This is a genomic window from Singulisphaera rosea, assembly GCF_054877945.1.
In genome coordinates this window covers 1-19,327 of record NZ_JBTYIP020000037.1, presented here as the reverse complement: position 1 = coordinate 19,327, position 19,327 = coordinate 1, and the positions used below count along the sequence as shown (strand labels likewise).

14 protein-coding genes and 1 rRNA gene are annotated in these 19,327 nt (G+C 66.6%); 4 read left to right on the top strand and 11 right to left on the bottom strand.

Going from position 1 to position 19,327, the window contains the following annotated elements:
• Positions 1 to 24: 24 nt before the first annotated feature.
• The 4 genes from ACYOEI_RS36385 to ACYOEI_RS36370 form a co-directional block, all read right to left on the bottom strand.
• On the bottom strand, positions 25 to 1,218 hold the full coding sequence (locus ACYOEI_RS36385) for an alpha/beta hydrolase (RefSeq protein ID WP_462855269.1): 1,194 nt from the start codon (positions 1,216 to 1,218) through the stop codon (positions 25 to 27).
• A 170-nt stretch (positions 1,219 to 1,388) separates the two neighbouring features.
• Positions 1,389 to 2,792, bottom strand: coding sequence for a pectate lyase family protein (locus ACYOEI_RS36380; RefSeq protein ID WP_462855267.1), 1,404 nt, complete (start codon positions 2,790 to 2,792; stop codon positions 1,389 to 1,391).
• Between the two features lie 152 nt (positions 2,793 to 2,944).
• The gene (locus ACYOEI_RS36375) at positions 2,945 to 4,096 is read right to left on the bottom strand and encodes a serine hydrolase domain-containing protein (protein ID WP_462855266.1); all 1,152 of its coding nucleotides are present in this window, start codon (positions 4,094 to 4,096) and stop codon (positions 2,945 to 2,947) included.
• 209 nt (positions 4,097 to 4,305) lie between these two features.
• Entirely contained in the window at positions 4,306 to 5,913 is a 1,608-nt protein-coding gene (locus ACYOEI_RS36370; RefSeq protein WP_462855264.1) for a carboxypeptidase-like regulatory domain-containing protein, read from the bottom strand.
• A gap of 250 nt (positions 5,914 to 6,163) precedes the next feature.
• Between ACYOEI_RS36370 and ACYOEI_RS36365 the strand changes: the two genes are divergently transcribed.
• Positions 6,164 to 7,696, top strand: coding sequence for an RNA polymerase sigma factor (locus tag ACYOEI_RS36365; protein WP_462855262.1), 1,533 nt, complete (start codon positions 6,164 to 6,166; stop codon positions 7,694 to 7,696).
• A 239-nt stretch (positions 7,697 to 7,935) separates the two neighbouring features.
• Here ACYOEI_RS36365 and ACYOEI_RS36360 read toward each other — a convergent pair whose 3' ends face one another.
• Positions 7,936 to 9,156 carry a TlpA family protein disulfide reductase gene (locus tag ACYOEI_RS36360; protein WP_462855260.1) on the bottom strand — a complete coding sequence of 407 codons (1,221 nt, stop codon included), beginning with the start codon at positions 9,154 to 9,156 and terminating at the stop codon, positions 7,936 to 7,938.
• A gap of 144 nt (positions 9,157 to 9,300) precedes the next feature.
• Here ACYOEI_RS36360 and ACYOEI_RS36355 point away from each other — a divergent pair, with 144 nt between their 5' ends.
• The gene (locus ACYOEI_RS36355) at positions 9,301 to 9,822 is read left to right on the top strand and encodes a DUF4240 domain-containing protein (RefSeq protein WP_462855259.1); all 522 of its coding nucleotides are present in this window, start codon (positions 9,301 to 9,303) and stop codon (positions 9,820 to 9,822) included.
• Positions 9,823 to 10,112: 290 nt separating this feature from the next.
• On the opposite strand, the gene ACYOEI_RS36350 is transcribed toward ACYOEI_RS36355, so the two are convergent.
• On the bottom strand, positions 10,113 to 11,753 hold the full coding sequence (locus tag ACYOEI_RS36350; RefSeq protein ID WP_462855257.1) for a hypothetical protein: 1,641 nt from the start codon (positions 11,751 to 11,753) through the stop codon (positions 10,113 to 10,115).
• A 329-nt stretch (positions 11,754 to 12,082) separates the two neighbouring features.
• On the opposite strand from ACYOEI_RS36350, the gene ACYOEI_RS36345 reads away from it, so the two are divergent.
• Entirely contained in the window at positions 12,083 to 14,776 is a 2,694-nt protein-coding gene (locus tag ACYOEI_RS36345) for a sigma-70 family RNA polymerase sigma factor (protein ID WP_462855255.1), read from the top strand.
• Between the two features lie 328 nt (positions 14,777 to 15,104).
• Positions 15,105 to 15,263: a hypothetical protein gene (locus ACYOEI_RS36340; protein WP_462855254.1), complete on the top strand. Its 159-nt coding sequence runs from the start codon at positions 15,105 to 15,107 to the stop codon at positions 15,261 to 15,263.
• A 136-nt stretch (positions 15,264 to 15,399) separates the two neighbouring features.
• On the opposite strand, the gene hemC is transcribed toward ACYOEI_RS36340, so the two are convergent.
• From hemC to rrf, 5 genes are all read right to left on the bottom strand, one after another.
• Positions 15,400 to 16,374, bottom strand: a complete 975-nt coding sequence (gene hemC / locus ACYOEI_RS36335) for a hydroxymethylbilane synthase (RefSeq protein ID WP_462855252.1) — start codon at positions 16,372 to 16,374, stop codon at positions 15,400 to 15,402.
• Position 16,375: 1 nt separating this feature from the next.
• Positions 16,376 to 17,140, bottom strand: coding sequence for a ComF family protein (locus ACYOEI_RS36330; protein WP_462855250.1), 765 nt, complete (start codon positions 17,138 to 17,140; stop codon positions 16,376 to 16,378).
• Positions 17,137 to 17,769, bottom strand: coding sequence for an RNA polymerase sigma factor (locus ACYOEI_RS36325; RefSeq protein WP_462855248.1), 633 nt, complete (start codon positions 17,767 to 17,769; stop codon positions 17,137 to 17,139). The genes ACYOEI_RS36330 and ACYOEI_RS36325 overlap by 4 nt, the downstream gene beginning before the upstream one ends.
• A gap of 150 nt (positions 17,770 to 17,919) precedes the next feature.
• Positions 17,920 to 18,972 carry a dual-specificity RNA methyltransferase RlmN gene (gene rlmN, locus ACYOEI_RS36320; protein WP_462855246.1) on the bottom strand — a complete coding sequence of 351 codons (1,053 nt, stop codon included), beginning with the start codon at positions 18,970 to 18,972 and terminating at the stop codon, positions 17,920 to 17,922.
• 263 nt (positions 18,973 to 19,235) lie between these two features.
• A 5S ribosomal RNA gene (rrf, locus tag ACYOEI_RS36315) occupies positions 19,236 to 19,327 on the bottom strand; the annotation flags it as partial.

Genomic DNA, 19,327 nt, shown 5'->3' with positions numbered 1-19,327 from the left:
CTCTCGGGCCGAGGCGAGCAACCCTCACCGAGCGACGGAGGGAGTGTCGTCCGGACCAGGAGCCCCGGACGCGACCCGACGATGGCCTTGCTGGGCCAGCCGACCAGACCGAATGTCTCCCCAGGAGGTGTAGGCGGCGATCCGGGGGGCGATCTCGGGATAGGTGAGGGCTTCGGTGAACAGGGTGTGCTTGGCGCCGCTCTCGCGATGGTGATCGATCTCCTCGACCTTCTCCATCAACGGGCCGATCCGCTTCCGGTCGAAGTGGGTCAGGCCGACTCGGCCGATCGCGCCTTGGACGCCGGTGTAGGCCCCGAAGACGTAAACCGCGAGGGCGTAGTCGCCCCGATTGGGGAGGTTCAGTAGCGCCTCGCAGGTCGGCAAGGTCTGGTCGAACCTCCGGCCGGGGTTGAGCCAGTCGTGGCCGGCGGCCGCGTCGAGGGTGATGCAGCGGATCCGCAGGTCGCGACGGCCGCTGGCGAGTTGCAGGGCCGACTCGCGGACGAACGGGGAGAGTTCGGCACCGGAGAGGAGGTGCGTCGTCGAGAGGACGACCCGCCCCCCGTCGCTCTGCCCCATCAGGCAAATCCGGGAATCGGGAGGGGCCGCCTGGAGGAACCGCGCCAGGTGATAGCTCGTGATGCGAGAACGACGGGTCTTCTCATTCAGGTCCACCACGAGGTCGCGGTTGAGTCGCTCGCTCGGCCAGTCGAAGACGATGAACAACGAATCCGGCGCGAACCCGCCGATCGCCTCGAGTTGCGTCCGGACCTGGATCGCTTCCTTCATCGCGGCGCGATACAGGTAGCCGTTGCCGTGGATCAGGACCACGATCGGACGCCCCGCCATCCGCTCGAGCAGGGTCTCCGGCGTCTCACCCTGGAGCGGCCCCCCCTGTTCATCGAGCCGACCGACCGTCAGGCAGGGCCACGGGTTCGACCCCGCAACCTCCTCGCAGGCCCTGGTGTGGACGACCCACGTCTCGACGCCCGAGCCCGGCGACACCAGATCCGGGTCCGGCTGGGATCGGGGCGAGTCGACGTTGACGACGCCCGAGAGGTCCGGCCCCTTCCCCCTCGCGGGGCGTTCGGCCTCGCCCTTGGGTGTCCGGCTCACGAACGGCCCCAGGCAGCCCAGGGCGCTGCAGGCCGCGAAGACGCCCACGGCGAGCCGTACCGCCCAGCCCCGCCTCGCGAAGATGTGTCCGACGGGGTCCATTGGTGCCTTCCGTAGCTTCGCTCGCTCTCTACTATGGAGGTTGGGCCGCAGTTCTATCGGCCTGTAGCCCCTCCTTCATGCGGACAAAGCCACTTGTTCTCGGGCCGAACCGATCGATCCTGCGGCCCACGCCCGGCCGATCTCATTCTCGCGGGGCAGGAGTGCCCCGCCTACCGCTCGTGAGAAGGAGTGCCGCTATCGAGCGAAATGCAAAGGCTGTTGAGAGACTCCTCGAGGTTGGTATATCCGTCGCCATCCCGGTCGCCGTTGCGATCGGCCGGGTCTTCGGGATTGAGTTGGCGGTCTCGTTCCCAGGCGTCGGGCATCCCGTCGCGGTCGAAGTCCGCGGGGGCGGGCAAGGTCGCGAGGGAAGGCCAGCCGCCGACTTCTTCCTGGGAGTTGATCATCCGGTGGGTCCGGTCGCGGACCCCCTGGACCAGCCGGGCGTCGGCCGCGTCCCGACGACGCGAGGCGCCGGCGTTCCGGAGGACAAGTTCATACGCCTCCTCCGCCGACTGCGTCGCGGGCTTGGCCTTGCCGCAGTCGAACTCGGCGTCGGCGCGGATCTCGGCCACGCTCAGGTGGAGGTAATTCCCCTTCGACCACAGGTCGACGTCGATGGCCGAGAAATTGTCCGACGTGAATCCGGCATTCCCCTCGAAGACGTTCCCGGCGAGGAAGGCCTTCGTCGCGCCTCGGTTCTCGGCCTTCACCGCGATCGGCTTGCGGGACGTCGCGTTGGGGCCGGGCCGGTAGTCGTTGGCGACGACGTTGATCCGGCAGTTGCCCAGGTTCGTCGCCCCGCTCGGGTTGTAGACGACATTATTGCGGAAGTCGGCGATGGCCTGCGGGTCGGTCCTCGGGCTCCCCCCGAGGGTCGGGTGCCGCTCCCGGCTGCTGGCGAGCAGGTTGTGGTGGATCGAGACGCCCCCGGTCAGGTCCCGGTACGACGAGAGCATCGCGTGCCCCCCCTTCTCGTGCAGGCTCTGGTCGAGCGCCTCGGCGTAGATCGACCACTGGAGCGTGAAGTTCCCCCCTCGGCGCAGGTCGTGGATGCCGTCGATGCCCCAGGTCGCCGAGACGTGGTCGAAGATCACGTGGTCGACGTCGTTCGTCGTGATGCCGTCCGGCCCCGAAGGCTTCGGCTTGTTCTGGTCGCCCAGCCGCATCCGCAGATAACGGACGATCACATGCTTGACCTTATCGAGGACGAAGGTCTGGTCCTTGAGGCAGATCCCGTCCCCGGGCGCCGACTGCCCGGCGATCGTCAAATACGAGCGGTCAACCTTCAGCGGCGTCTTCAGTTCGATCGTCCCCGAGAGGTCGAACACGATCGTCCGGGGCCCCGAGGCCGACCGGATCCCCTCCCGCAACGACCCCGGGCCCGAGTCGTCGAGCGTCGTGACGTGATACACATCCCCCCCACGCCCCCCCTTCGCGAGCCTCCCGAAGCCCTCCGCCCCGGGGAACGCGATAAGGTCCCCATCCTCGTCCGCCCCGGCTTGCGCCGTCGCGCCTAAGAACACGGCCGAGCACATCCACGCCCATACGGACCATCGACCGATCCGGTTCATCAAAGCTCGTCCCCCCACTCTCCCGAAACCCGGTTTCTTCTGAGAAACCGGGTTTCTGATCCAATCATCGCCGCCGTCCCTTTGCGGGACGTCCTCGCCACTCCCACAGAAACCCGGCCTTGAAGAAAAAACCGGGTTTCGAAAACAAGTCCTCACTCATCTATAGCGTTAAACTTGCCGGCCTTCGCCATCACCAGGAGTTTCCGGCACCATTCATCGCACACCCGGCAGGCCACCGGGTCTCCCCGATTCATCAACACGCACGCGGCAACGTTCTCGACCGGCGAGATCATGAACACCGAACAGCTCACACCGTTACCCCCATTATGGGTGGGCACATCGCCACGGATCCCGTCCTTCTCGAGCGAGATCCGGAAGAAGCCGAGCCCAGTGTTCTTGGTCGGGCGCTGCGGCTCGTAGAGTTTCTCGAACGTCTCGGGGCGGAGAAATCGGCTCACCCCTCGCGTGCCTTCGAGGTGCATGGCCACGAATCGGGCCAGATCGATCACCGAGCAATCGACGTTCTTCCCCAACGGCGACCGCGCCTGCCGCTGCATGACGAGGCTCGGGGCGACCGGGTGGAGCGCCCCGAACTTGACCCCGTGCTCCCAGGGCCCGTTGACCTTGCCCGGCGCCGCGCCGCAGCCAAACCCGGCCGAGTTCATGCCGAGCGGTCCGAAGAGGTGTTCATGCATCAGCTCTTCATAAGCCCGGCCTTCCACCTTCTCGGCGTAGTTGGCGACGAGGATCGGCCCGCCGCCGTAGAGGAACTTCGTGCCCGGCTCGGCCACCGGCCGACCGAGAAGCGCCGCCCGGGTGTACTCGAATCGACGGCCCGACAGGTCCACGGCCCTCGTGTCGATGGCCGACTGGGGCGTCGTCGGCCGATAAGGCAATCCGTCGGTGTGCGACAGGAGTTGGGCGACGGTCACATCCCTGTAAACCGGGAGCATCTCATCGACCAGCTCGGGGAACATCTCGGCGACGGTGAGATCCCAGCGCAGTTTCTTCTCGTCGACCAGCTTCCCGAGATAGGTCGCCGTCATCGACATCGCCACCGAGCATACCTGGAACGCGTCGTTGCGCCCGACCGCGGTCGGATCCCCCGCCTTCCGGTATCCCGCCGCCGAGGCCGCGACGATCTTCCCATCGACGACCGCGGCGACGGCGATCGCCGGGAAGAGATGGTCGCGACACGACGCCTCGAGCTCCTTGCGGAGCCAGGCCGGGTCCGGGATGGTCTGCGCCCCGCTCGCCGAGCCGAGACATACGAAGACGCCGAGCCACCCGACGGCCTTCTTCATCCAGGCCTCCTTTGGCCGGGAGCAGCCTTATACCTCTATGCGCATCGAAGGCCTCCGCGCCGCCGATGGCGATCGGGATCAAGTCGCCGGACGTTCGAGACGCATTCCAAGGCCCCGCAGAGGTGGTCGAGTGTAGCCCGGCATCGCCGGCCCCGGGATGGGGTTCCCCCGAAAACCCTCGAACCCTGGCGTGCGTCGCCGATGATCGCTCATTTCGGCAACGTCAGCTCGACGTCTTCGACCTCGCGGCCCGGAGCAACCACCACCTTGCGGGCTCGCGTCCAGGGGTCGGCGGTCCACAAGGGGAGCGGGGGGAATTCCCGAGGGACGTCGGAATCCTCGAATGCGTCGTGGCCGACCTTCAACCCGTACTCCCCGGGCGCCAGCTTCTCGAACGAGAACCGCCCCTCGGCGTCGATCTTCGCCTCGGCCCGCAGGGACGTCTCCGTGAACGCCACGGCCCACAGGTGTCCGGCCCAGTCCGGCGGCACGTTGGTGACCCGACCGCGAATCCCACCCCCCGCCTTGCAGGCGATGTCCAGCGTCGTCTCGAGCTTCCCCCCGATCCCAACCGGCCCAAGCACGGTGGGCGGCTGTCCCGGTTCCTCCACCACGACGTACACGCTGTCTGATTCCGACGGCACATCAAGATGGTAAACACCATCGCGAACCGATCCACATGCGGAAACCACCGGAGGCACGACCACCGTACGGCCCCGAAGGATGCCGGTGAACCCCGAAGCCTTCCACAACGCGAACCAGCCGACGGCCACCGGCCGGCCATCGCGCGTGACACGCCCGGTGAGCCTCCCCTTCGGACGCGAAGGGCCAGAGGTCCGGCCCTCGCGATCCTTCCGGGCCGTTCGCTCCATGGCGACGACGAGCTCCTTCCCGACGACGAAGCCCGACTGGTCCCCTCCGCGATACTCGTTCCAGCGAAAGCCGCCGTTGCCCTTTTGGACATGCCAATGGAGATCCACGTAACCGTCGCGCGTCCCATCGAGGAAGGCATAGAGCTCGGGCCCTTGGCCGTGGAGCGTGAACTTGCCCGCAACATCCGAGGTCTCGACGTATCGAGAATTGAGCCTCAGCGTCACCCCGGCAATCGGCCGTCCCTCCTCGTCGCGGACGACTCCGGGGATGGGCGCTTCAGGCTCGAGGCGGAGCGTCTTCAACACCCGCACGACTCCCGGCTCGACCGATCGTTGCCAGGACCCTTCGCGCCGACCGGGGGCGTGGACGAAGAGGTAGCCATCCGCGATCGCCAGCGGCGGGGTCCGGAAGTATCCCCTCGCGTCCGTCGACAGAGTGAGGAGCGCCGGGCCGTCCCAGGTGGCACGTTCGCCCAGGATGTTCCGCGAGAGTTCGCAGCTGATCGGCGCGTTGGGATATGGAGTTCCGTCCGCGTCCAAGATCCGGCCCGAGAGGATCCCGCCCTTCTCGACCTGGATCGTGCCGAGATCCGCATCGATCCCCGGGTAGACCGAGTAACTCCCCCGCGCGAGATACTGTCGAGCGAAGCCCGGGGCATCGACGAGCAGATCGAACGGGTTGCGATAGACCGGCCGGAGCGGCCCCAGCCGAAACCGCCCGTCCCGGTCCGTACGAGCCTCCGCCATCGCCTCCCGGTCGGTCGTGTTCACCCAAACCCGGGCCCCTTCGATCGGCGCACCATCGGGGTCGAGGACCGTCCCCGAAAGCGTCCCCCGCGCCTCCGGCCGGGCGATCGCCGACGGCCCAATGTCGAGCAAGAGAGCCGCCAGAAAGAGACCCGCTCTCATCCGGCACGCAAGGTCGCCAACGAAGTTCCGACCCATGGCCTGGCTCCGAACGCACCATCAAGGGAGGGTTGAGGTTCAAAGCTATCCGCAGATGGGCGCGGATAAAATTGAAAATCTCCAATGTCTTCATCTGCGTCGATCTGCGTCATCTGCGGATAGACTTGCCTTCTCCCATCCTTGTTCCCTCCAGGGTATCGGGCCGGGCGATTTCCGGAAAAGTCAGATTGGCTGGCCATCCTCGCGCCACTACATGCAGGAATCGCGGCCGAAACGGGGACCATCGCCCTTGCCAAGAGAAACCAAAAACCTGGCCGGACCAGAACTTCGGACGTTGCTCGAGGCCGGGACCGTCGTCGGGTGGTCGGATGGCGAACTCCTCGATCGCTTCCTCACGGCGGGGGGGACGGCCGCCGAGTTGGCCTTCAGGACCTTGGTCGAGAGGCACGGGCCGATGGTCTGGCGCGTCTGCCGCGACGTGCTGCGAGAGTCGAACGACGCCGACGATGCGTTCCAGGCGACAATCCTCGTCCTCGCCCGACGCGCGGGGGCGATCCGCAACCGGTCGTCACTCGGGCCCTGGCTCTATGGCGTCGCGCTCCGGGTCGCCCGCTCTGCTCGAAGACGCACGGCGCAGCGTCGGGATCGGGAAGAAGTCATCGCCGAGCCTGAGCCGGAGGGATCGATGGCCGACGCCGTCTCGCTCGACGCGGCGCCGATCGTCCACGAGGAGGTCGGCCGGCTTCCGGAAAAGTACCGCGCCCCCCTGGTGCTTTGCTACTTCGAAGGCCTGACGCACGACCAGGCCGCGAGCCAGCTCGGCTGGCCGGTGGGCACAGTGCGGAGCCGCCTGGCCGTGGCCCGAGACCGGCTCCGTCCTCGGCTCCTGAAGCGGGGCGTGGCCCCGTCGGCCGCGATCCTCGCAGCCTCGGTCCTCCCGCCCGAGTCCTCGGCGGCCGTGCCGGCGGCCCTGGTCTCCGCGGCGGTCGGAATGGCGGTCGAGATTGGAGCGGGCGCGGGCGCAACCGGGACGGTCCCGGCCGGCGTCGCCGCCCTGGTCGGGACGGTGCTCAGGGAGATGACCCTCATGAAAATGTCGATAATGGCTACGGGTCTGGTGGCGGCCCTCCTCGGGACGGCCGGTGTGGGGTACGTCGCGGTGGCGGGGTACTCACAAGCCCCAGAGAAGGTCGCCGCACCGAAGTCGGACGACCAACCCCCCAAGGCCGACGCGGCCGCCTCCGGCCCGACTCCGGTCGAGACGGGACGCGATCCAAGCCGCACGACCGAATCGTATAACCGGCCGAGCGTCAATTCCGCGCGAATCCTCTGGGCCAAGCTGAACGCCGCGTCAAAGGCCTTCCGGACGCTCGAAGTCCAGTTCAGGTCGGGCGAAGGCCCATACAGTCGCGTCGCGACGGCACGCGGCGAACTCGAGACCCTCGAGGCCGAGCTGAGCTCCTGCGCCGATGACCTCCGCGATGAGATCGAGCTGCTCCACGCCCAGCTCGAGATCAAGAAGGCCGACGTTCAGGCCGCGGAAGCCCAACTGGCCAAAACCATGGTGAGCTTCAAGCAGGCGGAGAAACTACTCCGCGACAAAGTGGTCAGCCAACAAGATGTCGACCTTCACCAGCAGGAAGTCAACATCCACTCGGCCGAGGTGGCCAAGAAGCAGGCCGAGCGGGACGAAGTGCTGCTCCGGATCAAGCAGACGACACGCCGTCGCACCGAGGCCGATGGCTTCGTCGTGCGGGCCAAAGGCCTCTTCCCCGAGCCAGCATCCACCCCAAAGCCGGCGGCGGACGCCACGAAGCCGTAATCGAACCAGGCGACTACGGGCAGAACACTTCGTAGGAGCGGACCACACTCGAGACGCCCCCCACATGGCTCCCCGAACGGCTCCTTACAAGCCCGAAGCGTCAGCGAGTGAATCGGACCCCCAGAAATCGAAGAAGATTCACTCGCTTGCGCTTCGGGCCTGTATCAAAGCGGCGACCCGAACGCCTACCGCCCCACCCCAAATCATCGAACATAAATCAATGATTTCATTCAATGAGATCATTTGAGCCTCTCCGCGAGGGTGGTTTCGTCCCCCTCGACCAGATGCCCCTGGGGATCGACGAGGGTCGGGACGCCGAAGGCCGGCAGACCGAAACGCTCCCACGTGGTGAAGCTGGAGTCGAGCAGGACAGGGAAGGGCATGGACTTGTCCCACACGTTCTTGACGACGGTCTCCAACCGCCGGTCGAGCTCCGCGAGCGACGTCATCTCCCCTTCGGGGTCCATGCAGAATGCGACGATCTCGAATCGATCGCGTTGGTCTTGATGATCCTCATAAAACTTGATGAGCTTGGGGATCCCACCCTTGAGGCACGGTGTGCAGGAAAGTCCCCAGAAGTAGACCAGGAGCCACTTCCCCCGGTAATCGGCGATTTGCGCGTCCTTGGAGACGCCGCGGGCGTCGTCGACGTGCCATCGGGGCGGTTTCTCGCCGTAATGCCGGGTGTAATCCGTCCAGGTACCGGCGGCCTTCGCCCGGCTGATTCGCCCCTGGATGTGCGGCTTGTACGGGCCGAGGTGCGAGGTGCCCAGGTTGATTTCCGAGGCCTCGCCCGGCAGGAGGACCTCACGGACTGGCAGGACGGTCGCCTTCTCATTGCAGTCGGCGCTCAGCTTGTAGGACTCCATGAGGTAACGGCCCGGTGGAAGTGAGAACTCGAACCGGCCGTCGACCGACCCGCAGACGAGGAGGGCCGTGAAGTCGAGAGGTCGGGCGGGATCGTCGAGCAGGCTCACCAGGACGGTCACATGGCTCGGGTTTTCGCCAAGTCCGGGGCCTTCGATCGACCCTCGGGCCTGGACCAAAGGCCCAAGGTGGATCTCGACGTCGGCCGCTCCCTTTCCAGGAGGCAGGAGCGTCAACCCTCCGCGTCCCCGCGAGGGATCCATCACCATAAGGTGATGGCGATCTACCGGGACCTGGATCGAGAACCGGCCATCCTTCCCCGTCTTCGTCGGGTGGTCGACGTCTCCCAGGGGGGACATCGTCCCGAGGTTGGCCGAGTAGACCTTCCACCCTTCCTCCGTGTCGAGGTCGTAAGGCTTTCCGGTCGGGTCGTTGAAAGGCCCGTTCGCGGTCCAGTAGTAACTGACGTCCGCACCCGCGACCGGAATCCCATCCCCGTCGAGCACACGGCCATGGACCGTCCGCAACTCGGCCCCATGCACGCCGCCCACGAGTCCAATTCCCAGGCTCGCTGTCAGAATCACCCATCTCATGGCCCTGATTCTCCAGACAGGAGGTCCCTCGGTCCAACCTCGGGCCAACACTACACTTGTCACACGATTCGATTCAAGGACAAAATGCCTCGTACGGCCATTACTTCGTGGGCCGGAGATACTTGAGGTTCATGGAGATTGCCGATGGACGAGAAGAGATTCTGGGAAATGATCGCCGAAGCCTGCGAGGCCGACTGGCGCAAGGCCGACGAGTGGGACCAGCGGCTCGTGGACGTGCTGAAATTACTACCGCCAGACGAGATCATCGAATGGAATCATATCTTCGATCGTCTGGCAGCCCAGGCTTACACCGTAGATCTCTGGGGTGCGGCCTACACCATCAACGGAGGCGCCTCCGATGATGGCTTCTACTATTTCCGCTGCTGGTTGATCTGTATGGGCCGAGAGGTATACGAAGCGGCCCTCGCAGATCCGGACAGCCTCGCCGAGGTGGTCGATCCGCGCATCGATGCGGAGGCCGAGACCTATAATGCCGCGCACGAAGCATGGATGGCGGTCACAGGCCGACCGGACACCGACTTCTATCCGGCTCGCAACGAGAAAGCGGAGCTCCGTGGCGAGGATTGGGACTTCGATGACTTCGACGAAGTCCGCAGGCGCCTGCCTCGCCTGTATTTCCTCTGCCGGAAGGACGAGGAGGAATAGTCGGATCAAGGTCCCCGCAACCCGACCACAATCACGGGAGCAAGAGAGGAGGGTGCCCCAATCCAATTTCAGCACAGGCTCAATTAAAAAAAACAAAAATCACAAAAATTTGTTCAAATAAAAACATTTCAAACAAACGACAGGAAGAACGGAAAAAAGAAGGCGGGGAGGGAGGAGACAACACGCCGAGGACGTGGGTGGTTGAGTGAGAGGCCTGGGCATTCGGTGAGGTGGTAAGAATCGGCTCGGGGGACGGGGCCAAACCGGTCGAAGAGCTCGATCGGATCGGCTTACCGTCCCCCAGGCCGGGGCGCGTTGACGCTCGGCGCCGGGGGCGATCGGGGTGGGAATGTGCGACAGAGCTGCTGGTAGCGGCCCACGCTTCGTCGCGAGCGTTGCCGAAAGCCAGGAGAGATCCGGGCGTTCCGGCCGGGACGGGGAGTCCGTCCTGGTTGCACCGCGACGGGCGTCCAAATGGCCGCGGAGGCGACACGAAGTCGGCCCAGTCGCCGGGGGACGGGGGACGCATTGGAGGCCGATCGGGTCGGCGGGGTGGGCGAGACTTCCAACCGAGGCTGGACTTCGTCAACGACTTCGGGAGCAAGGTCATCAACCGGGGCGATCGGTTCGGCTTCGAAGACTTCGGGTGCGATACCCTTATTCTCCGTCGCCAGCACCGGGCCGTCGATCTCCGGGCCTTCCATCCCTTCGGTCGTGAGAAGGGTCTCTGCCGCGAACTCCGCGTCTCCGACGTCCTCGAGCGTGTCGTCTCCCGGGTCGAAGGCCGGCCTCTCCTCGCGGCCAGCATCGTCCGGACAGGAGTACTCATGGTGCGACTCGAAGGGTGTCGAAGGTTCGACGTCCTCTTCCGACGATCCCGCGTCGCCTTCCGCCGTCGTGGTCGGAGGCAAAGCCTCGTCGCACTCCGGGGTCGGCTCTTCGAGGATCGGCCCGCCCCGGTCGCCTTCGTCGCAAGTCCCAAGGGCGTCGAAGTCCGCGGTGCAGACTTCGGACTCCCGGGGGAGCTCGTCGACGATTTCGTCGGGGAAGGCAGGTTCCGGCCCGTCTTCGTCGTCCGACCGTGTCGGGGCGTCGAGGTCGGCGGCGGAGTCCAGCTCTTCGTCGGGTTCGAAGTCCGACGGGCTCGGGGTCTCGAGAAGGTCGGGCGTGACGATCCCTTCGTCTTCGACGTGGCCCGATGGGGTCGGGGCGTCTTCGACGAGCGGGGCCGCCGGTTCCAACACATCTTCGAGACCGGACGAGGCCGGGACGACGAGGGGGTCGGGCGTGGCGATCTCTTCGAGGTCGATGTGGCCCGACGGGGTCGGGGCGTCTTCCGCGAGAGGGATCACTGGCTCCGGCACACCCTCGACGCTCGACGATGTCGGCGCATCGAGGTCGACGGGAGAGAAGGACTCCGACCTGGCCTCGTCGTCCGACGGCGTCGGGTCGACGGCTTCAGGGACGGGTTCGACTTCGGACGTCGTGGGGGACGATTCGGTCGACGGACTCGGGCCGTCGGCCCTGACGAACTGACCGGGGCCCACCCGGATCCAGGTCGCTCCCGCGGGAGGTTCAACAACCACCGCCTTCGCCTTCCGCCCTCGCCCCTTGCCTCGCTTGGTTTTCACCGGCGAAGGCTCGGGGGCCGTCTCGCCCGGCTCGCCCGAGACGTCGGACTCCTCGGCCGGCGAGGTCGGAGATCGGTTATCGATCTCGGACCCGGTCGGTTCGACACTGGCCTCGACTTCGGATACGAATGGCCGGGGTCCCGGGAAGGGACGGACCAGCCAAGGATCGCGAGTCGGGCGCGCCGGCAGGAGGATCCAGGACATCAGGACGAGGTAGGGCGCGACCATCCAGACCGAGACCGTAGTCAAGGCCAGGCTGGTCAGGGCCACCAGGACCGCGAAGCCCAAATACCACGCCAACGCATGGGCGCGGCGCGGAGTTTGGGAATCGGAAGTCGAGGCAGGGCTCGAAGTTATGGAGGGGTCATCGTACCGCACTCGGAACCGCTCCGGTTCGGATCGGGCCACCAAGGGATCGACGTCGCCGCCGAACCGCCCTGCGATCCTTATCGGCCCCTCCGCGCGGCCTTCTGGCGTTTTTCGACCCCGCCCCCACCCCCAAATCGGGCCTGATTTCGGGGACCTGAACGAACCACCAGACCACCCTTTAACGATTTTCCGAAATGGGCGGATTGGTCCCCCCTGCTCGCCACATTACAGGAAGATGACCAGGGACGTGGGGAGGCCGGATGCCCGTGGACGACGACCCGAAGCCCGAACTCTCGACCAACATCTCGACCCTCTTCCAATCCGGGGCTGTCGGCACCCTGGCCGACGGGCCGCTGCTGGAGCGGTTCCAAGGGGGCCGGCGCGAGGCCGAGGCCGCGTTCGCGGCCCTGGTCGAGCGGCACGGCCCGATGGTCCTCCGGGTCTGCCGGGACGTGCTCCGCGATGCGCACGACGCCGAGGACGCTTTCCAGGCGACGTTCCTCGTCCTGGCGCGTCGGTCGGGGACGCTCTGGGTCCGGGACTCGCTCGGCCCCTGGCTCCACGCGGTGGCCTGCCGGGTCGCCGCGTGCGCCAGGGCGACCGCTCGTCGACGTCAGGCCCACGAGCGGGAGGCCTCCTGGCGCGAGGACCGGGCGTTCGTCCTCGAGGATTGGGACGACCTCGCGCCGGTGCTCCACCAGGAGGTGGATCGGCTTCCGGAGCGGCTCCGGGTGCCGATCGTCCTCTGCTACCTCGAAGGGATGACCCACGAGCAGGCCGCGGACCAGCTCCGTTGGCCGGTCGGGACCGTCCGGAGCCGCTTGGCGCGGGGGAGGGACCGGCTCCGAGGCCGGCTCGCCCGCCGGGGATTCGCCCCGGCGGCCATCGCCCAGGGGGTGGGGGTCGCCCTGCCCGCCCGGAGTGCTCCGTTGAGCCAGGCGCTGGCGGATGCCACGGCCAGGGCCGGTTCTCGGCTGGCGTTGGGAGACGCGTCGACCGTCGCCGGCACCTCCGCACACGCCCTTCTGTTGAGCCAATACGTTCTCAGGAGACTCGTCATGGACACGATCAAGACCGGTATCGCACGGGCCCTGCTCGTCGGCCTCGCGACCGTCGGCATCGCCTCGCTCGCGACAGGCCGAGGACCGGCCGACGGCCAGGCTCCTGCTCGGCCCCCGGCGAAGGCCCAAGCCAAAGCCGAGGCCAAGACCAAGGATCCGAATCCCCCCAAGCCCCCTACCCCGGTCACGCCGGCGGACGATGCGACCCCGCCGAAGGTCGCCGGCCGCGTCGTCGACGAGGAAGGCCGGCCGGTCGCCGGCGCCGAGGTCTCGACGTACTGGCGGTCTTTCGAGGGGATGATGCGGCCGTTCGGCGGCGTGACGACCGATCGCGACGGCCGCTTCGCCCTCGCCGCCAACGTCAACGGCAGGCGTTACCAGCCGATCCTCGCCATCGACCGAGCCCGCAATCGCGGAGGGATGATCGTCCTCGACGAGAAGGCCGTCCGCCAAGTTCCGGAGATCCGCCTCGGCGGCCTGATTCGGGTCCACGGCCGGTTCTCCTGCAAGGCGATGGGGATCGACCCCGCCTGGACCAACGTGTATCTGAACGTCGCGTCGGCCCCGATCCGGCTCCCGGACGCCCTCCGCAGGCTGGCCCCCGGACCCGCCGAGTCGCTCGTCCCTGCCCCGGTCCGCCTGGTGATGAACAGCACCAGCTCGGCGACGTTCGACCTCTCGGTCCCCCCCGGCCAGTACGAGTTCCAGGGCTACGGAACGTATACCGACTTCCGACGCGCGGCGAAACGCTCTCTGACGCTGAAGGCGGACACGCCGGACGTCGACCTGGGGACGATCGACCTAACGCCGACGCCGATGGCGACGCAATTCGGCAAGGAGGCGCCCAACATCAAGGTGACCGACGCGAGGGGGGTCGGCCCCAAGGTCAAGCTCGCCGACTACCGAGGCAAGTGGGTCGTGCTCGAGTTCTGGGCCTCGTGGTGCGGCCCTTGCGTCATCGACAGCATCCCTCGGCTGATCAAATTCGACGAGGAGTACCGCGAGTTCCGCGACAAGTTCGCGATCCTGACGTTCCACGACGCGACCGCCAGGACGTTCGCAGAGCTCGACCCCAAGATGGAACCCCTTGCCAAGGCCTGGTGGCAAGGCAAACCCCTCCCCTTCCCGATCCTGCTGGACGCGAGCGGTGAGACGATCGCAAGATTCGGGGTCCGCGGCTTTCCCGAGGTCTATCTGATCGACCCCGAGGGCAGGGTCGTCGAGCTCGACATCCCGTTGGAACGGTTCCTCGGCGAGAAGCTCCGGCCAACCCCCGAGAAGGATCGGGTCCTCCGCGCCCTCGACCACGAGATTCGCTTCGCCTTCGACCGGATGCCCCTCGACGAGACGATCTGGTACTTCGCCCGATTCGACGCCATCAAGATCGAGGTCGCCCCGGACGCCCTGGCCGCCGTCGGGACGACCGAGACGACGCCGATCCCCCTCGTCCTCACGGGGAACCTGACGCTCCGGAGCTGGCTCGAGCTCGTCCTCGAGCCGCTCGGCCTGACCTACGAAGCCCGGGAGACGTCCCTCGTCATCCTCCCGAAGGGGCCGAACGACCCGATCCGACCACCGACGGCCACGCAACGTAAGGTCGCCGGCCAACTCGAAGAGGCGATTGGGAAGGCCGTGGACGTCGACTTCCGCAGGACGCCCCTCGCCGAAGTCGTGGCGACGCTCACCGAGAAGACCGGCGTTCCCATCGCGATCGCCCCCGAGTGCCGCCAATCCGGCACACTCGACCCCGACGCGGTCGTTACCGGCACCACCCGAGGCCTACCCCTCCGCGAAGCCCTGTCCCAAATGCTCAGCCCCCTCGGACTGACGCCGGTCGTCCGATCCGAGGCCATCCTCCTGACAACTTCCGCAAAACCAGGCCGCCGCCCCTGAGAGCCCGCCAAGGCACCCGGCTCCTCGGATGAGGAGCCGGCCCCCCGGGTCGCCCCGAATTTCGTAGGGCACGGCACCGCCCAACGGCATTGGGAAGGCCCGTTGGGCGACGCCCCCCCCACATTTTTAACACAACCAAAATTCGCCTATTCAATTCACTTCATTTTCATATCGTCATTCCAATTTCTCTGCCGCGAACGCCCTCCTCCACGCATCCACTTCCAATATCAAAATTTCCAGGGATCTCCCCTTTCCTGATCCGGTTTGGGCGGTAGAATGGAAGGTGCAATTCCGGAGGACGACGTGACCCAAGGAAGGAGCGTCCGACGTGGCGACACGCATGTTCAATTTTGCGGTCTCGACACTCGCGGTCCTGTTGGCCGTCCTCTTTGTCCTGTTCGAGATCAACCACGTCAACCGCGAGTGGCGTCGGATGATCCCCACAGCCCCGACTGCGGAATATCACATCCCGCAACACGCCCCTTGACGGGCGGACCGTTTCGCGTCGAGATACGAATCACGTTTCGCCCATCAAGGCGCGATTGCGTTTCCGCGCGACGAATCTCTTCTCTCGTCGAGCGGATGTCGAGGGCGGGACGTGCCCGTAGCTCCGAGGCTTCGGATCAAGGGCGCCGGACGAGCTCGAGGAGACGTTCGGCCCCTTGATCGCGGAGCGCCTGCGCGACGCGACGGCCGAGCTCCTCGGGGTTGTCGCGCGGACCTTGGAGCGCGATGAAGACGCGAGCATGGCCATCGGGGTCGTAAACGGCCGCGTCGAGCGCGAGTTCCGGGCCCGTCGACTCATGGTCGACGTCGCGTGCCCAGGCGGCCATCGGGATCATGCACCCCCCTTCGAGCTCGGCGAGGGCCCGGCGCTCGGCAAGCACGGCGCGTCGGGTCGACGGGTCGTCCAGCGGGGCCAGGAGGGCGAGGGTCGCCGCGTCGTCGGCCCGGCACTCGATCCCGAGGGCCCCCTGCCCGACCGCCGGCAGGAATTTCGGTGGCCCGAGCCGCTCGGTCACGTGCCGGTCGAGCCCCAGCCGCCGCAGGCCGGCCTCCGCGAGGACCACCGCGTCGAGGGTCCCGTCCAAAGCCTGGTTCAGGCGAGTCTCGACGTTCCCTCGGATCCCGACCACCCGGAGGTCGGGGCGGGCGTGGAGCAGCTCCGCGCGTCGCCTGAGCGAGCCCGTGCCGACGGAGGCCCCCTCGGGGAGCGCCTCGAGGGTCCGATGGGCCGGGGCGATCAGGGCATCGGCCACGTCTTCACGCGACGGAACCGCGCCCAGGGTTAGCCCTTCGGGACCTCGGGTCGGGAGATCCTTGAGGCTGTGGACGGCGACCTCGACCGTCGATTCGACGAGGGCGCGCTGGATCTCCTTGGTGAAGAGGCCGAGGCCGCCGATCGCCGCCAGGGGGGAGTTCCGGTCGCGATCCCCCTGGGTCTTGATCTCGACGAGCTCGACGACGAGCCCGGGGTGGAGTTCCTCGAGCCTCGCGGCGACCCACTCCGCCTGCCAACGGGCCAGTTGGCTCCCTCGGGTCCCGATCCGGATCGCGCCTCGAGGGAGGCCCGCTTCGCCTTCGGACGTCAACGCCACCTCAAACCTTCCCTTCCGCCCTGGCGATCACCGCCACCACGACCCGAGCGGCCCCGGCTCGCTTCAACGTTCGGGCCGCCGCGCCCGCGGTCGCGCCCGAGGTCAGGATATCATCGACGAGGAGGATCGTGCGACCCTCGAGGGTCCGCGAAGCCCCGCGACGGATTCGGAAGGCGTCGCCCATCACTCGGGCTCGCTCGGTGCGGCCGGCCTTCGCCAGGCGAGGGGTCGCCAAGGGTCGGCGGAGCGGTTGCGCGAGCCGGAGCGAAAGCCGACGCGCCAGGCCCCGCGCCAACGCCTCGGACTGGTTGTAGCCGCGCTCCCAGCGCCTCCGCCAGTGGAGCGGGATGGGCACCACCAGTGAGCCTTCCGGGAGTCCTCGAAGTTCGGCCCGGGCCTCGATCAGGACGTCCGCGAGCCAGGGGGCGAGCCAGGCATCCGTCTCGTGCTTCAAGCGAAGGCAAAGGTTTCGGATCGGCCCCTCGTAAGGCCCGAGCGCAATCGCCTGGTCGAAGCCGAGCGGCCGCCCTCGGCATTCCGAACATCCTCCGGACCGGTCCGACCACGGACCCAGCGGCATGGCACAACGAGGACACGACTCCCCGGACGCCTCCACGAGCTCCTGGCGGCAGTCGTCGCAGAACGGCGAACCCGTCGTCGAGACGTCGCAGATCGGGCATTCCCAGGGGAAGACCAGGGCGTCGATCGCCCGGAAGCCTTCGGCCAGCCAGCGTCTGAGCAGCCCGGGCTCGCGCAAGGTCGTCACACCCCTCGCTGGCCGGTCCTCAAGTACGGCTCCAACTGCTCGCGCAGGTGGTTCCGGGCCCTCGCCAGGAGCGACTTGACGGCCGCCTCCGAGCGACCCATCACCTCGGCGATCTCGGCGTAGCTCATGTCCTCGAACTTGTTCAGGAGGACGGCCATCTTCTGGTCCTCGCCGAGCACGTTGAGCGCGTCGCGGACCACGTCAGAGAGCTCGACCTTGCGCAACTGGGCCGAGGGGGTCCCTTCGCGCGACGGCACGCGTTCCTCGACCGGGCGGAGCTCCTGCGAGCCCGACGTCTCGGTCCCGAGGGCCGTGGTCGGGTTCCGGCCTTTGCCCCGCAAATGGTTCAGCGCCAGGTTGTTGGCGATCGTGAAGAGCCAGGTGGAGAACTTGGCGCGGGGACGGTACCCTTTGCGAGCTCGGTAGATCCGCAGGAAGACTTCCTGGGTGAGGTCCTCCGCCTCCTCGACCCGGCCGACCAGGTGGATCAAGACCCCAACGAGCCGATGCTGGTAACGCTCCACCAGCACCTCGAACGCCCCCTGGACGTCGTCACGAACCTGATTCATCAGCCGGACGTCGGGGTCGCGGGATTCGAGTTGTTGTTCCAGGGTCTCGCTGGTCACCACCCGGTCCCTCCCACGTCGGTCTCGGCCGACCACGTCGGCTGCACGGTACGGTGGCCAACGCCGGGGCCGCTCGGGAGCCTGCCCCAATCCCGACTCAGATCGCGAAGGACCGCAAACTCGGAAGGGACGCCGGGGCGATCGGGCGGCCCATCAGGAAGATGTCGCCGCCTCGCGCTCCTCAAGCCGTCGGCGAAGCTGGCCGCAAGCCGCATCGATCTCGCGCCCCTTGGTTTTTCGGACGCTCACGCTGACGCCGCGTGATCGGACAATCTCGACAAATCGGCGGATCGCCGTCGGCGTGGGCCTCTCGAACGGCAAACCCGCTACGGGATTGTACGGGATCAAGTTCACATGGGCCTTCCTCGCCTCAAGGAGGGCGCCCAGGGCCCTCGCCTCCTCGACGCGATCGTTGATCCCGCTCAACAGGACGTACTCGAAAGTAACCTGTCGGCCCGTCTTCTGGAAGTAGGCGTCGGCCGCGTCGATCACGGCGCCCAGCCCGACCTTTTCATTGATCGGGACCAGCTCGTTCCTCAAGGCCTCCGTCGGCGCATGCAGCGAGACCGCCAGGTGATACTGACGGTCCTTCGACGCCAACGTCCGGATCTTCTCGGGCAGGCCGACGGTCGAAATCGTCACCCGCCGCTGACCGAGCCCCAAGCCATCCTTCGCACAAACCCGGTCGAGGGCCGCGAGCAGGTTATCGAGATTCGCGAGGCTCTCCCCCATCCCCATCACCACGAGGTTCGTGATCGACTCCTCGGCGGGGAGGAGATTCCGCAGACGTAAGACCTGCTCGAGGATCTCGCTCCGCGTCAGGTTCCGCTCGACCCCCTTCAACCCGCTCGCGCAGAAGACGCACCCCATCCCGCAGCCGACCTGCGTGCTGATGCAGACCGTCCGGCGGTCATCTTCGGCCATCAGCACACATTCGATCCGGCGGCCGTCGCGACAACCGAGCAGGATCTTGTCCGTCCCGTCCGGCGAGACGTGGTGATGAACGATCTCGGTCCCGAACACGACCCAATCGGCGTCCAGTTGCTGGCGCAACGCCTTCGGGAGGTCCGACATCGCGTCGAACCCCTCGGCCCGGCGCTGGAAGGCCCATCGAAACACCTGGCGCGCATGGTACGCGGGAAAGCCCAGGCCAACCATCCAGGCCGACAGCTCTTCCGTGGTGACTTCCAGAACACATCGTTTCATCAACACGCCATCCCTCATTCAAGGGAGACCTTCAAGAATCCATTTCAGTCTATCAGAGTCGAGACGGGTTGAACCAGACACGAGCTCGATTTGGGGACAGGCGGGACGCATTCGCCACAAAGACACAAAAGGAAAATCAAAACGAATCATGATTACTATCTTCGTCCTCTTTGTGGCCTTTGTGATGAATCCTCTCCCGCTTCACCAAGGCGCAAAAAAACACCCCCGTGACTCGGATGAGTCACGGGGGTGTTCGTGGAAGATTCCGGCGATAACCGACTTTCGCGCCAAAGGCACTATCATGGGCCTGGCGGGCTTAACGGCCGTGTTCGGGATGGGAACGGGTGGGACCCCG